Below are 14854 nucleotides of genomic sequence, written 5' to 3'. Positions count from 1 at the left end.
ATGTCCCCCTCGGACGCCCCGACAAGCCGCGAGCGCACGGTCGCCGATTGGCTGCGCTCGCCGGGCGCCATTCCCAGAACCAGCGGGCCCGATCTTGGCCCGTTGCAACAGTTTGAAGAGCTCGCTTCGGGAAACCCTGAATTGCTTTCGAGCATCGCGACCGCCGCGGAGTCGTACCGCCGCCAGTTCGCCAAAGTCGGGGCGCTCGCGGGCGCGCTCATTGAAGCTCAGGAGCGCTTGGACGCGATCGGCGATCTCACCGACCTTGTTGTGCGTGTGCTCGACACGGATTCCGCCTTCGACTCGATGCTCGAGGTGGCTCGGGATCTCACCCTGTCGGATGCGGCTCTGCTGATTACCCCGTCCGAGACACTCCCGCTCACTCCCGAACGTCTCAGCGGCGACGCGGGAGCCCTGGGTACTGCGTTGACAGCACGCGTCACCGAGGCGGTGCTCTCCGGTGGACCTTCATCCGTCAGCCCTCATGAAGACGGTCGGGTCGCCACCACAACGCTGGGGTTGCGCGGCGCGCGCGCCTTTGGCGGCGAGACTCTCGGCGGTCTCGGGTTCTCCCGCTCGCGGGGCGAGCAATTCACCACGGCGGACCTCCGGTTGATCGATACCATCGCGGGCACCATCGAGCTCGGTCTATCACTGCACGTCATGCACGAGTCGTCACTCAAGCGCATTGCTGTCGCGCAAGAACATCGCATCGCCTCGTCCATCGCGCAGGCGACACTCACGGCTGCAGCTGCTTCCATGCCCGGACTTGACGTCGCGTCGGCGACCGTACCAGCGCATGTCTCGGGTGGAGACTTCCACGTCACCATGGAATCGGGCGGTACGCTGTGGTTCGCTGTAGGCGACGTTTCGGGCAAGGGCCTTCCTGCGGCGATCGTCATGACCCGAACCGTAAGTGCTCTTCGTGCAGCGTTCGCTGGAGCATCCGACCGTGATCTCGACGTCGCGTGGAACTATCTCCTCGACGATCTATTCGACTATCTCGAGCAATTGGGCATGTTCGTAACGCTCGCGTTCGGCTACGTGGACCTTGACGGCAATACGGTGAGCGTATGCAACGCCGGACATTCCCCAATGACGCACGTGAAAGCTGGAATTGCGTCCTCGGTGCCAGCGACTGCCCCGCCGCTCGGGATTATTCGCTCGCTCAGGCCATCGCGCGTGCAACTGCCGCTCGATGACGAGTCGATGCTGGTTATTGGCTCTGACGGGCTGACAGAGCAAGAGAATAGCGACGGGCAGATGTTCGGCTACGACAGGTTCGACGAGCTGTGCTCCACGCTCGTCGAAACGTCATCGGCCGGATTGGTGGAGGCGATTTTCTCGCACGTGGACGAGTTTGCACAGCAGCATCCTCGATCTGACGACCAGACTGCATTCGTGCTGAAGACAACTTCGCAGCTCACAGACTCGACGGTGAGCGCGCCGGAGCTGAAGATCGCGGCTGAGGCCTCGCAGCTGCGCGAAATCGGGCCGTGGTTGGCGGCTGCGCTAGAACACCTAGACCCGGCAGAATCGACCGACGCTCACAGCAGACTTGAACTGGCCGCCCACGAGATCTGCATGAATGTGATCGACCACGGTGGCGTCTCGAGCAAGAGCCTCGTCACGCTCACTGTTGACGTCACGGCCGCCGCGGTGCAAGTTCACATCGTCGATCACGGACGATCGTTCGATCCAGACGCCGCACCCGTTCCGGTTGCCGGACAAGCACAGGTCGGAGGCTACGGGCTACTCATCGCCCGTCGGCTGAGCGACGAGCTCCGCTACGCTCGAGAGTCCGAGACGAACCGGTGGATGCTCGTGGTGAAACGCCGCGGGGCTCCCGCACCAGAGAGCGAGGAGAGCCTCGATGAATGACAGCACTCGTCACGTGGGCCCTATGCACGGTGATTTCCTTGTGCACGTGCAAAATGGACCGAACGATGAAACGGCACTCGTCTTGTCGGGTCGACTCGATTCCGTGAGTGCAGTGACTTTGCGAGAGCAGGTCGCGTCGTTGACGTTCACCGAATCAACCCAGCTGACCGTCGACCTGCGTGGGGTGACTTTTCTCGACAGTGCCGGCTTAGCGGCGCTCGTGCAGGCCCATCGGCTCTGCGGCCATGTTGGAGCAAAGGTTGTGTTTTTTGCACCGGATGCTGCAGACGTGTGGCGCATATTCGACCTCACGAAGTTCGATGAGATATTTGCATTCGTCGCTCCGCCGCACGCCCCTGAGGCCAAGCGATGATCACGAATGCACTCGTCGTTGATGATGACCCGGTGTCTCGTGCGGTGTTGTCTCATCTGCTCTCGCGGCATGGGTATGACGTTCACGAAGCGGACGCACCCGAATCAGCTCGCGCGCACGTCGCCGAGACCGAATTCGAGGTCGTGTTCTCTGACTTTCATATGCCGGGCGAGAGCGGACTTGATCTCTTTCGATCGCTTCATCAGCTCGGCGATAGAGCGAAATTTGTGCTTGTCTCCGGTGTCGTTGAGTTGCCGAGCGCCAATCTGGCCGAACTTGGAGTCGACGCAGTCCTGCCAAAACCTGTCATGACCCGCGCGGTCGCCGAGTGCCTGGACCGTCTGGGGCTCCCTCTCGTCGAGAGGTGAATCAGCTCGGCGCTATCGCCGGGCTGATTCCCGTGCGCGCTCACTCTCGGTGGCGGTTGACCTACTTTGTCGCTCGCCACCGACTGCTGCTCATCGCACTGTTGCTCGTCCTTGTCTTTCATGGCGCACTGCTGGTTTCGGGGAGCTATCAGCGCACCTACGACGCCTACGTGCACATTTTCTTCGCAGACCACTACGCGCGTTCTTGGTTCTCGAGTTGGGATGATCGCTGGTACACCGGCTTCTCGACATTCAGCTACCCCCCTGGAGCGCACCAATCAGTCGCCGCTCTGAGTTCGATCTTCGGATTGCTCGGCGCATTCGTGGTTGTGCAGATACTCGCGCTGTTCATCCTCACCATCGGGGTTTACCGTTTCGCGGCGCTGTGGGTAGGGCATCGAGCTGCCGGGTGGGCCGCGATCCTCCTCGTGCTCTCATCGTCCATAGCTGAGACAGTTCATGTGTTCGGCCAACTGCCGACTACCTTCTCTCTCGGGTTTCTGCTGAACGCGTTGCCGTTCGCCGATCGGTGGGTACGCACAGGTTCAAGGCGCGCCCTTTTCTCGGGAGTGGTGTGCGTAATGGCAACCACCGCGGGCCACCATGTGACGACTTTGTTCGGGTCAGTCTTCTTCCTGGGTCCGGTGTTGATCGCCGCGCTCGTGCGCGAGCTTCGCCGACCGCTGCCCGATGAAACCGGCGCGCGCACCGTACGATTCTCACGAGCTACGGCATGGCCGCTGATCGCCCGCCGTTTGCGGCGCGTGCGCCCCGCTTTCATACGCACCGCGGCATTTACGTTGCTGGTGATCGCTGTCTTGCTGATTGTCGTGCTGCCGTACTGGCTCCATTCACGCAGTGATCCCATCACGCAGGTGTCTATCCCCCACGCGAGTCGTGACAGTTTCATCGTCAACGCGAATGCCGGTCTCGTCTTCTGGCTCGTCCCCTGGGGCATGATGCTGCTCGCGCTGCCGTACGCGCTGGTTCGAGGGTTCACCACACGCGCGTGGCCGCTGGCGCTGTCGCTGTCAGCGTTGACGTTGCTCGGCACGGGTGGCACGACGTTCATTCCGCGAGCACTGCTCGGCGGCGCCTACGACATCCTCACCCTCGACCGATTCACGTTCTGGGCGACGATCGTGATTCTGCCTTTCGCGGGCGCGCTCGTCGTGAGTGCAACCCGTGGCTCGATCAGCACATGGATGAAAGCGCGGCTCGGGCGGGTGCTCAGCGCCCTGCTAGTGGCGCTGGTGACAGTGATGTATCTGTTCACCACGCTGTACGCGGCCAACCTCACACACTTTCGCTCCTTCCAGCCAGACTCGATCGACATCGCGCCGATCACATCGTTTTTGGAGAAAGATCAGCACTCGAACTGGCGCTACCTCACGCTGGGATTTGGCGATCAGATGGCGTGGCTCTCTGCCAACACCACCGCCCAAACCGTGGATGGCAACTATCACTCTGCTCGCCAACTGCCCGAACTCACATCACGCCCGGTCGAGCGCATCGAGGGCGCGAAGTACTCAGGGGTTCCGGGAATCGGGAGTCTTCAGCAGTTCCTCGCCACTCCTGGCCGGTACTCACTGAAGTACGTCTTCAACAACGACGACTTCTATTCACCCCTGCTCGATGCCAGTGGATGGACGAATCTCGGGCCCTTGGAGAATGGCATTGATGTGTGGGAGCGAGCAGACGTTGAGCCGTTGCCCGCCACCTCTGATTCCCAAGAGGGCGCGTTATGGCAGCGACTCATGTGGGGAACGATTCCACCCGGCGCACTGCTGCTCGCTCTAGGTGTCTTGCTCTGGAATCTCGTCGGCGCCCCCATTCCGCGCAGCTGGCATCGGCATCGCTTCGCTGAACACGGCATCTTCGCAAAGCTGAATCTCGCCGCGCGCCTCGGGCGCCGCACAGATGCGGCCCTCGCTCGCGCAGCACGCCGAGTTCCCGACGAAGAGACAGCCAACGAGAAGCGTCGCTGGCTACCAGGCGTCGGGGTGGTCGCAGCCGTGCGCAACGCCGCGGCCCGAGCGAAGCCAACACGCAAGCGCGGCAGGATCGCCTTGGTGTTGGTCGTCGTCGCGATGCTCGCTGTGGTCGGTGGCGCCGTGTTGCGCCCGACGACGACCCCACCCTCAGATGTGGTCGTGGAGTACTTCGACCATCTCGACTTCCGTAGGTTCGCCGACGCGTATGCGCTGCTCGATCCCGCTACTGCACCCACGTTCGAGCAGTTTCAGGCTGATCTGAACAGTGACGGCGGCCTCGTTGCGTCGTACGCGAAGCTCAGCGACATCGATGTGTCCGAAACGTCTGTCGACGCGCGCAATGCCATCGTGAGCGCGCACCTCACGTTTCTGACCTCACTGCAGTCCTATGAAGTGACGACGACGCTCGCGACTGTGCTCACCGATGCGGGGTGGCGGATCGACCTCCCGCCGTCTGATCCGACTAAGCCGCCTGACCAGTTCACCAGCCGCCCTGATGTCGGCTTCCTCTCGCAAGGACGCACCGATCTTTCTGCGGACTCGACAAGTGCCGTCGATGTGCTCGACCGGCCAGAGATCATGTTGGATATGGTGCGAACAGTGCAACTCGATGGCCGTTGGGTAGTGATCGGTCAAGTGACGAACACCGATGTCACGCCAGCTGATGTCACCGTTCAAGCGCAGCTGCGCGGGCCCGACGAAGAGCTATTGGTCGAATGGGATGCAGCGCAGGTGATGGTTCACAAACTCCTGCCGGGCCAATCGACACCGTTCCGCATCGAATTCCAATACATCGCTGGCACGGGCGAGTATGGAATAGAAGCTGACGGTGGTGTGTTGAGCTCCGGAACGCAGGAAGACCTCGCCGCAGATGGAACGACGGATCCGGTGGTCGTCGCTCCCGCCACCGAGACCGATGCTCTCGATCTCAACGGCCCCGTTGAATTCGACCCCCAGGTCATCACACCCCTCGTGCTCGCTGAAGGCGAGAGCGTCGACTCTGTCGAGGTGTCAGCTCGTGCCGTGGTGACCGCAGCGCCCATTCTGACTGGATTGCAGGTCGAGCAGTTGCGCGTAGAGCAAGCAGACGACGGCAGCTATCGCCTGCGCGGCTCGATCCGTAACGACAGTGTCACCGAGGCCGCGGTGCCCCACGTCTTGTTCTCCTATCTCGACGAGCTGGGGCGACTCGCGTGGATTGACCATACCTACCTTGAGCACAGCATCGCGGCGCAATCATCATCGAATTTTGATGTAGCGATTCCGAGCGAACTCGCACTGATCTACCCGTCCATACCCACCTCGACGTTCAGTGGTCCCTCCCACGCCACCCCAGACACGGCAATCGCCGGCGCGCTCGCACTACCCGCAGAGTCAGGGTTCGGCTCGGTCTCAGCCACGGTCACAAGCTACGTGCGAGGGGCAAGCGAATGACGCGGCATATCTCTCGGCGAGCGGTGCTCACGCCCGCATTCATGGCGGCAGCGCTCTCTCTCAGTGCGGCGAGCGCCTTTCCCATTCACCCGATAGTGGTCACACAGCCAACGCTGATAGTCGAAGCTCCGGCGTCGACAATCGCGGGTGAGTCGACGGTCATCGACATCGCAGGTGCGACAGGCTCCTTGCAATTGATCGTGGCCGGCTCATTGGGCACAGCTACCTTTGACCTCGATCCCGATGGCGGCGCGACGTCATTCACCTTGCCATCAGGACTGACACAGGTTGCCGGTCTGATGACGATCACCGCGGTGTCGGACGGCATCACCACCAGCACGCAAGTTGTGATCACCCCAGCCAAAGCGAGCTCGGTGCAGACGATTGTCGGTGCGCGCTCGATCGTGGCCGATGATGCTGACGTGTCGATGGCTGTCGCACTGCCCCAGGACGTGTGGGGAAACGCCGTGGCCAACGGCACTCCTGTTGAATTCACTCGCATCAATCCCCAAGACAGCGTGCAGGTGCTTCCGACAACCAGCGCGCACCTGCTCGCCTGGGCAGACTTGTTCTCGGGAACTGTTGCCGGGCGCAATACCGTTTGGGCTTCGCTGGGCGAGGTGCGTAGCCCGTCTGCCGATCTCGACGAGGTCGCCGGGCCGCCTAGGCCATTCGCGCTGTCTGTCGTGGCACCGTCGGGTTCGCGCGCAGTCGCCGATGGTCGCTCGCTTGTTCTGGTGCGTACGGACATTCTGCGCGATGCGTTCGACAACGTGCTCGCAGACGGCACGGCGGTCGAGTTCCGCTGGTCGGGACCGAACGGCGAGGGCACCGCGAACGCAGTCTTGATCTCGGGGCAGGCCGAGACTTGGCTGCAATCGCCTACGATCGCTGGCGTGACCATGATCACGGCTCGCGCCAAAGGTGTGGATGCTGCAACCTCTATCGACCTGACGTTTGCGCCAGCGCTGGGTGAGTTTCCTGCCACGGTGACACGCTCTGACGGGGTGCTCCGCATCGACGTTGGACCGGTGATCGGCCTTGACGGCGCCCTCGCTCCGGACGGTGCGGCTGTTTCGGTATCAGGCCCAGGCGTCAGCGCCGAGGGCCAGCTCGACTCGGGTTCTGTTTCCATCCAGATTCCACTTGCCGGTTCAGTGACGATCGCAAATATCGACGTCACCATTCTCGGCTCGACCGTAGCGGTGAACGTGCCGTGATCAAGTTGACGACCGCGAAATTGGCAATCGCCTCGATGCTCGCGGTGGCGCTACTCATAGCCGGCTTTCTCGCCATCAGCTTGTCGGGAACCATCGTGAGCACGTTTACGTCAGGCGCCTCAACCGAAGATGCCCTGCACGATGTTGACACGGTACCGACCATGGCCGACACACTTGTCACGTGGCAACGTGACGAGTGGACGCGCGAGCGCGAGATGGAGTCCCCCACTCGTATCTTGCTCGAGTCCGCCTATCTCAGGGCGTGGGCAGCGATGGGCGCTTATCAGTCACACGGCGATACCGATGCCGTTGAAGACACATTCAGTGGTCAGGCAAGAGAGAACGTGCTCAACCTGCCGAGCGACGAAGCCACAGCGATGTGGTCTTTGGGTCATCAGTTGCGGCTTACCTTCTATTCCCGCGACGGCTCCATTGTGGCTTTCGACGATGAGAGGGCACGCGTCGTGCGTGAGACAGTCGTCGACGGAACTTCAACGATTCTCGAGAGCGTCGAGACGTACTCGGTGGTGATGGTGCTAGAAGACGGTTACTGGCGCATCAAACAACTGTTGCGCACCGGCGAAGACAGCCTGATGATCACCACGGCGTCAGCAGATGAGGATCCGGTCGTCACCGGCGTGCCGGCATTGCCCTCAGCATCCACCGAATCGCCGGGACGCGCGTTGACCTACTCGTACGCGCTTTGGGCTGACCCCACGACCGACATTGCGAGCGACGTCGCCGAAGCTGTGGCCCTCGGGGCTGAGCGACTGCGCGTGGATCTGCCACCACCTGACCCGACAGCTTCGGGGGCGAGTGACGAGACTCTCGAGCGGCTGCAACGCACCATCGCGCTCAGCCGCGCGGCGGGCCTAGCCGTCGATGTGGTCTTGTTGAGCGCGACTGTGAGCGACGAGCCCGCGCTTTGGCCAGTTATCGACGCTTTTGTGCGCGAGATTGTCGAAGCATCCGGAGACGATATTCGCGCAATCGATATCATGAGCGGAGTCTCGACAGCCGACCTCGGCGTGACGCGAGCAGCTCTCATCGCTCACTTGTCCGTGCTCGTCGCTGAGCTCGCACCTGCCGTCACTCGAACGATCGGCTGGGATGCAACTGCCTCAGTTGATAGCGACCTGCAAGCGCTCGTAGACGAGCTCACTCTCACGGGCGACGCGGGCTCGCCTGCTTTTCTCGATGGCATCACGGCGTCGACACAGGCGTTCGCGGATCCGTCGATCAGCGTGGTGATTCGATCGGGCACCACTGCGGCAAGTTGGTCGCCGAAACCGTCAACGGAGCATGCGCAGGCGTCGGGGATCGCCGCCACACTCGGTGAACTGCCTCACGCGCTCGACGATGCAGTGAGTGTCGGAGATCTGCGCGATCTTTCTCCCGACGGAGGGACGGGAGTCGTCTCTTACGACGGCTCTCCGAAAGAGGCTGCGGCGCTGGTCGAACCGCAGATCGCACCTTCAGATGTCGGACCGGTCAGTGTGCGCGACGTGCTCTCCACCCGATTCTGGCAACTGGCCGGCGTGGTGATCATTGCGGTGGCGGTGTGGGGAGTCTTTCGCTTCCGCGTGCGTCTCAAGGCACGACGCCGACCCGAGGGGTCAACTGGGCGATGACGTGGCAGCGAACTCTTTCACCTTGGCCACGAACCGCTCCGGCTCGACGAGGTGTGGGTAGTGGCCCTGCTGCCACACTTCGTAGGTCGAGCTCGGGATCGACTCAGCCAGCCACGCGTAGTAGTCCTCGCCGGGGTCGATTCCGACGATGAACAAGTAGGGCACGTCCGAAGGGAATGCGGTCAACTGCTTCACCGTCTCAACCAGCTCTTCGGGCGTCTGCTGCAGCATCGGCGCCCAGGCACCGAGCACCACTTCACGGCGCGGCGTTCGCAACCGAGAAAGACGCTTGTTCTCCTCACGAGGCAGCACGCCGCGCATTGAGCGGAACATGCTACTTACAAGAACAGGGAACAGCGGGCTCTTGAGCAGCGGTTCAAGAGACTTCACCTTCTTCTGCATGTCGCCAAGCGCGAGGGCCTGATCGATGTTGATCACCCCGACCGTGGGGAAGAGCACGCCGTAAGCGGTGGCGATGATGCCGCCCATCGAATGCCCGATAACAAGTGGAACTGCACCGGGCCGAACCGCCTCGACGGTTGCATGCACGTCTGCGGCCAACGTGCGCGGGTCGTAGGGTGATTGCAGCGGTGAGTCGCCGTGGCCGCGCACATCGACGCGCAGCACTTCGAACTCGTCGGTAAGGTCGATCGGATCCCATGATTCTTTGCGCTCGGTGATGCCGTGAATCAACACCACCAGCGGACCTGATCCTTGGATGTCATGTGCGAGCGTGATCGGGGTGGAGCCAGCAACATCAGTCATGCGGCCAATCTAGGGCTGCGACAGCGTTGAGTGGTAACCGCCACGATGGTAAATATGTTGCTCGCGATAAGGTGATCTCGATAGACGGTTGAGCAATCTGCACAGAAATGGAGTCGGGTCATGCCACCGTGGGCGGTAGAAAACCACGCTGCCAGAGCTCGCGGGCGACATCGAAAGACCCGCGCGAGCCTGGCCGCGTTAGCGGCGACGTGCATTGCACTGGTCTCAGGATGCGCGTCCGACGATGCGAGTGGCACTGTTGCTGATACGAGCGATGCCGTCTACCGCCTGGCGATCTTCGACCCCGGGGGTGATATCGACCCACTCACCGCGGCAGATCCCTATGCACTCGCTATCACCGGCCTCGTCACCGAGCCGCTGGTGAGCCTCGACGTGAATGGCTACCTGAATCCTCGACTCGCGACGGACTGGTCAGCCTCGCAGGATGGGCTGACGTGGACATTCACTCTTCGCGGTGACGCGCTGTTCAACGACGGCTCCGCCGTCACCGCTGCTGACGTCGCAGCCACATTTGATGCCATCAGTGCCGACGACAGCATGTCTCCAGGGGGCAGTGCCTTCGCCGGAATCCTCGAGTCGACCTCTGCAGTTGCGGCCGACACGGTGCGGTTCACACTCGAGCGACCCTTCGCGGACTTTCCGCTTCTACTCACTGGCACAAACACTGGCATTCTTCCCGCTGACTACGTTCCAGGCACATGGCGTGATGACCCCGTGGGCGCCGGCCAGTTCCTTCTTGAGGACTACACCATCGGCCAAGGGGCCACGTACGTCAAGAACCCGGACTATTGGAATGCCGATGAGATCGATCTCGACGGGGTCGAGCTGAAGATCTACGGCGACGCCCAAGCGAGCGTGCTGGCATTCCAAGCGGGTGAACTCGATCGGATCGGGCTCACCTCTGACGTCGCATCCACCGTTGATCTCGACGAGTACAACATCATCTCTTCGAGCTACAACAGAATCGACGGGCTCTTCTTCAACACTGACCTGGCGCCGTTCGACGACGAGTCAGTCAGACAAGCGATCGCCTGGGCGATTGATCGCGAGAAGCTGGTTGACGATGTCTATGAAGGCAACGCTGAAGTCGCGAACGACACCGTGTTCCTGCCCGATTACCTTCTCCAGCCACAAGGTCTAGAGCAGCGCCAGCAAGATCTGGACGAAGTGGCGCGTCTGCTTGGCAACCGCACCATCGAGTTCACCCTCACCACGTCATACCAACTGCTCGGAGAAGTACTGCAACAGCAGTTGAATGCGGTGCCGGGCTTCGAAGTGACGCTCGAAGTGCTCACGAGCGAGCAGTACTACGCCGAGGGCGAGAACTCCCCGTGGTTGAACGCACCCGTGACTGCCACGAGTTGGGCAAAGCGGGTTCCGTCACAGTACATTTCACTGATCTACGCAGAGCAGAGCCCCATGAACGCATCGCACTACGCGAACTCCGATCTCGAAGACCTCAGCGTGCTGTTCGATGCGACGACCGACGAGGCTGAGCGACAGCTGCTGGTCGACGACATTGCAGAGATCCAATGGACCGACGTTCCCGTTGTCGTACCCGCGTTCTCGACATCGCGAGCTCTCCAGAACACGCGCGTGGTTGGCGATTTCGTCGGGGCCCTTGACTTCTACTCCGGCTACAACTTCGCCGGAATATCGATCGCAAACTAGCCTGTGAGCGTTCCCGCCTCCGGTGAGACCGGCTCCGCTATGGCTAGCCGATCAGCGCTGTTTCGTGAGCGTCAACGCGCCACACCAAAACTCATCGGGCTGAGGCTCCTGCAGATTCCAGCGGTTCTCTGCGTGGTGTCGATCATCGTCTTCGCTCTCATCGAGGTTGTGCCGGGCGATCCCGGTCGAAACGCACTAGGGCAGTACGCGACCGCAGAACAGGTCGCGCAATGGAACGCGAGTCACAATCTTGATGGCGCTTTGATCGAACGCTACATCGCCTGGACGGGCGGTCTGCTGACAGGCGATTGGGGCATCAGTCTCGTCTACGACGAGCGCGTTCTCGATCTCGTTTTCGGACGCTTGAGCAACTCCATGATGCTCGGCTTGTATGCGTTCCTCATGCTGGTGCCGATCGCGATCGGCCTCGGTGTCGCGCAAGCACGACGCGAAGGGTCGCGCAGCGACAGGGCACTCACCATCGTGCTGATGTCTCTAGCCGCCGTGCCCGAGTTCGTCATCGGCGTGCTGTTGCTCATCGTGTTCGGGCTCGCACTGCCGATTCTTCCGATCAACTCCGGTGATGCGCTAGGCCAAGGATTGCCTGCTCAACTTCGCGCTATGACACTTCCTGCGATCACCATCGCACTCGGGTCTCTCGCGGTGTTCGCACGGATGACGCGAAATGCCGTTATCGAAACAACCGGATCGCAGTTCTACCGAACCGCTGTAGTCAAGGGCGTGGATGGCAGCGCATTGTTGCGCAGACACGTGGCGCGCAACTCCATGATTCCGGTCGTCTCGTTGCTCGGGATCTACCTCGGCGCGATGCTCTGCGGAAGCGCTGTGGTCGAGACGTTGTTCAGCTATCCCGGCCTCGGCGCGCTGCTCGTGACGGCTACGCAGCAGAAAGACATCTTCGTGCTTACCGCTGGTGTCATGATCACCGCCGTCATCTCGATGTTGGCACTGCTGGCCACCGATGTCGTCTTCACGATGATCGACCCGCGCGTACGGTTCTCAGGAGGCAGCTGATGCTGCGCGGTGAACCGGCATTCGAGACTGACCATGAGCCGTCGCGTGCGCCGCTGCCTCGCAACAGGGCAGAAGCCGCTTTGTGGCGACGACCGACTTTCACGCTGAGCGTGCTGATCGTGTCTGGGTGGGTTATCGCCGCACTGGGCTGGCGTTGGTTGGGACTCGACCCTTTCGGCGACACTGGCGCCAAACTCGAAGCACCGAGCACCGAACACTGGATGGGCACGGATCGTTTGGGCCGTGACGTTCTTGCACGGGTGCTTGCTGGCTCAGAGTCGGCGCTGATTGTCGCACCGCTCGGTGCCTTGCTGGCAACCGCATTCGGCACCACATTGGGCCTGATTGCGGGTTTCTATCGTGGGTGGGTCGACCAGCTGCTGATGAGATCGTTCGATATCGTGCTCGCGATTCCCAGCATCATCTTCTTTCTCGTGCTCGTTGCTGCATTCGGTGGAAGCACCATCGTTGTCGCTTTGAGCGTGGGGTTTCTGTTCGCTCCGTCAATTGCGCGGGTCATTCGGGCAGAAGTCCTGGTCGAAATGGGCAAGGACTACATCACCAGCGCGAAGCTGCAGGGCGAGCGTGCAATCCGCATGCTGCGATCAGAACTGCTCCCGAACGTCTGGCCCCAGGTGCTCGTGCAGGCGACTCTGAGCCTCGCCGCTGCGGTTTTCATCGCAGCCTCGCTGTCGTTTCTGGGACTGACCGTATCGCCCCCGTCGCCAGACTGGGGCCTTGCAGTGAATGAAAACCGTGCATACCTGCGCACCGCCTGGTGGACGGTTGTGTTTCCGACGGCCGCGATCGCTTCCTTCGTTGTTTCGGTGAATCTGATCGGAGATAACCTCAAAGAAGTGTTTCGTCGATGAGCGCTCTGGTGCAGGTGAAGTCGCTGGAGGTCGCCTATCGATCACGCGGGCAGCGCGTTCGCGCTGTCGACGGCATCTCTTTCGAGATCGAACGAGGACAGCTGTTCGGGCTCATCGGAGAATCTGGCTCGGGAAAGAGCAGCGTCGCAATGGCGCTCACTCGCTATGCCAGCCGAAACGCGGAGATACACGCAGAGCGATTGCGCGTCGCCGGACAAGACCTGCTGGCTCTGCACGGGACGGCGCTGCGAGAGTATCGACGCAACGACATCGGCGTTGTGTACCAGGAGCCCGGGCGCGCGCTCAACCCCACGGCCACAGTGGGCGCGCAGATAGCCGAAGCGCATCGACTTGGTGGCGTCGCGAAGTCTCGCGCGCAGAAGGCCGCGGTGAGATCTCTCGCCGAAGTCGGCATGCCGAACCCTCAGGCAGTTGCCTACCGATACCCGCACGAACTGTCGGGTGGCCAGCAACAACGCGCGATGGTCGCGATGGCCCTTGCCAACCGGCCTCAGCTGCTCATCTTGGATGAGCCGACGACAGGACTCGATCCTCACGCTCAGGCCGACGTCCTCTCTCTCGTGAAGCGTCTTCAGCGTGAACTCGGTTTCGCGACTCTCCTCATCAGCCACGATCTGCCCACCGTGGCAGCGTATTGCGATCGGCTAGCTGTGCTCGAGCGTGGTCGCATCGTCGACACAGTGAGCTCCCACGCAATAGCGGCCACCGCCGGGTTCTCAATCGCTCCTCTGGAGGGCCTCGGCCACAGAGCTGCTGCACCCCATAGATTCAGCAGAGGTGAACGAGTGCTCGTCGCATCAACAGTCACCAAACGGTTCGGATCGTTCGTGGCTGTGAACGATGTTTCCCTGCATATCGATCGGGGCGAGACCCTCGCTCTCGTCGGTGAATCAGGCTGCGGAAAGACGACGCTCGCTCGCACTCTCGCAGGATTGACGACGCACGAGGGTTCAGTGACGATCAACGCACCGACGTCGCCTCCTCCCGTGCAGTTTGTATTCCAGAGCCCAGAGTCATCCCTCAACCCGCGCCGAACCGTGGCGCAGACGTTGGGTCGCGCCATCGAGTTGCTCCACGGCGATCGCTCCCCCGAGCAGCTCGCCGCGAGCACTGGCCTTTCTGCCGATACGCTCGCAAAGCTTCCCCATCAACTGTCGGGCGGTCAGAAGCAGCGAGTCGCGATCGCGCGCGCGTTCGCCGGACGCTCGTCGGTCATCGTCTGTGACGAGACGACGTCCGCTCTTGATACGAGGCTGCGTGCAACGATTCTCGATCTGCTGATCGAGTTGCAAGAGCGCACCGCTGTCTCGTATCTGTTCATCTCGCACGACCTCACAGCTGTTCAGCGCATTGCGCACCGGGTCGCAGTGATGCAAAACGCACGGTTGGTCGAAACCGCTGCGGCGTCTGCGATCTTTGAACGCCCGCAGCACCCATACACGCAGCGGCTACTCGCTGCGGCAGCCGCGGCTCGTGGCCGTAACACGGGTTAACCCAGGGGTTAGAATCGTTTCATCTACGAGAGACGTGCATGGCGAGCTGACGTTCGGGTCTCTCGGGAGCCTACT

11 protein-coding genes are annotated in these 14854 nt (G+C 61.7%); 10 read left to right on the top strand and 1 reads right to left on the bottom strand.

Features of this window, described 5'->3' with window-relative positions:
• From SJY18_RS10270 to SJY18_RS10245, 6 genes are read left to right on the top strand one after another with little or no spacing between them, the layout of a single operon-like run.
• Complete coding sequence (locus SJY18_RS10270) at positions 1-1881, top strand: SpoIIE family protein phosphatase (RefSeq protein WP_396667482.1); 1881 nt, start codon at positions 1-3, stop codon at positions 1879-1881.
• A complete protein-coding gene (locus SJY18_RS10265) occupies positions 1874-2254 on the top strand; it encodes an STAS domain-containing protein (protein WP_337336931.1) in 381 nt (126 codons plus the stop codon). The genes SJY18_RS10270 and SJY18_RS10265 overlap by 8 nt, the downstream gene beginning before the upstream one ends.
• Positions 2251-2622, top strand: a complete 372-nt coding sequence (locus SJY18_RS10260; protein ID WP_337336930.1) for a response regulator — start codon at positions 2251-2253, stop codon at positions 2620-2622. The genes SJY18_RS10265 and SJY18_RS10260 overlap by 4 nt, the downstream gene beginning before the upstream one ends.
• The gene (locus SJY18_RS10255) at positions 2619-6050 is read left to right on the top strand and encodes a hypothetical protein (RefSeq protein ID WP_396667481.1); all 3432 of its coding nucleotides are present in this window, start codon (positions 2619-2621) and stop codon (positions 6048-6050) included. Before SJY18_RS10260 ends, SJY18_RS10255 begins: the two co-directional genes overlap by 4 nt.
• Entirely contained in the window at positions 6047-7270 is a 1224-nt protein-coding gene (locus SJY18_RS10250; protein WP_396667480.1) for a hypothetical protein, read from the top strand. The genes SJY18_RS10255 and SJY18_RS10250 overlap by 4 nt, the downstream gene beginning before the upstream one ends.
• On the top strand, positions 7267-8901 hold the full coding sequence (locus SJY18_RS10245) for a hypothetical protein (RefSeq protein WP_396667479.1): 1635 nt from the start codon (positions 7267-7269) through the stop codon (positions 8899-8901). Before SJY18_RS10250 ends, SJY18_RS10245 begins: the two co-directional genes overlap by 4 nt.
• Here the strand turns inward: SJY18_RS10245 and SJY18_RS10240 are convergent.
• Positions 8887-9666 carry an alpha/beta fold hydrolase gene (locus SJY18_RS10240; protein WP_396667478.1) on the bottom strand — a complete coding sequence of 260 codons (780 nt, stop codon included), beginning with the start codon at positions 9664-9666 and terminating at the stop codon, positions 8887-8889. The genes SJY18_RS10245 and SJY18_RS10240 overlap by 15 nt on opposite strands.
• A gap of 120 nt (positions 9667-9786) precedes the next feature.
• On the opposite strand from SJY18_RS10240, the gene SJY18_RS10235 reads away from it, so the two are divergent.
• Genes SJY18_RS10235 through SJY18_RS10220 form a run of 4 tightly spaced genes read left to right on the top strand, consistent with a single transcriptional unit; the run spans position 9787 to position 14779 of the window.
• Entirely contained in the window at positions 9787-11358 is a 1572-nt protein-coding gene (locus SJY18_RS10235) for an ABC transporter substrate-binding protein (protein ID WP_396667477.1), read from the top strand.
• Between the two features lie 3 nt (positions 11359-11361).
• Positions 11362-12393, top strand: coding sequence for an ABC transporter permease (locus SJY18_RS10230; protein WP_396667476.1), 1032 nt, complete (start codon positions 11362-11364; stop codon positions 12391-12393).
• Positions 12393-13265 carry an ABC transporter permease gene (locus tag SJY18_RS10225; RefSeq protein ID WP_396667475.1) on the top strand — a complete coding sequence of 291 codons (873 nt, stop codon included), beginning with the start codon at positions 12393-12395 and terminating at the stop codon, positions 13263-13265. Before SJY18_RS10230 ends, SJY18_RS10225 begins: the two co-directional genes overlap by 1 nt.
• Positions 13262-14779: an ABC transporter ATP-binding protein gene (locus tag SJY18_RS10220; RefSeq protein ID WP_396667474.1), complete on the top strand. Its 1518-nt coding sequence runs from the start codon at positions 13262-13264 to the stop codon at positions 14777-14779. The genes SJY18_RS10225 and SJY18_RS10220 overlap by 4 nt, the downstream gene beginning before the upstream one ends.
• Positions 14780-14854: the final 75 nt, after the last annotated feature.

Origin of the sequence: Microbacterium sp. R86528 (assembly GCF_044596335.1) — a bacterium.
Classification (GTDB): domain Bacteria; phylum Actinomycetota; class Actinomycetes; order Actinomycetales; family Microbacteriaceae; genus Microbacterium; species Microbacterium marmarense.
Note: the sequence above shows the minus strand (reverse complement) of the source record. Positions and strands in the feature narration are given on the sequence as shown.

Excerpts from the sequence above, each read along its gene's own strand:
- SJY18_RS10270 (WP_396667482.1), top strand. The coding sequence starts at position 1 with ATGTCCCCCTCGGACGCCCCGACAAGCCGCGAGCGCACGGTCGCCGAT.
- SJY18_RS10265 (WP_337336931.1), top strand. The coding sequence starts at position 1,874 with ATGAATGACAGCACTCGTCACGTGGGCCCTATGCACGGTGATTTCCTT.
- SJY18_RS10260 (WP_337336930.1), top strand. The coding sequence starts at position 2,251 with ATGATCACGAATGCACTCGTCGTTGATGATGACCCGGTGTCTCGTGCG.
- SJY18_RS10250 (WP_396667480.1), top strand. The coding sequence starts at position 6,047 with ATGACGCGGCATATCTCTCGGCGAGCGGTGCTCACGCCCGCATTCATG.
- SJY18_RS10240 (WP_396667478.1), bottom strand. The coding sequence starts at position 9,666 with ATGACTGATGTTGCTGGCTCCACCCCGATCACGCTCGCACATGACATC.
- SJY18_RS10235 (WP_396667477.1), top strand. The coding sequence starts at position 9,787 with ATGCCACCGTGGGCGGTAGAAAACCACGCTGCCAGAGCTCGCGGGCGA.
- SJY18_RS10225 (WP_396667475.1), top strand. The coding sequence starts at position 12,393 with ATGCTGCGCGGTGAACCGGCATTCGAGACTGACCATGAGCCGTCGCGT.
- SJY18_RS10220 (WP_396667474.1), top strand. The coding sequence starts at position 13,262 with ATGAGCGCTCTGGTGCAGGTGAAGTCGCTGGAGGTCGCCTATCGATCA.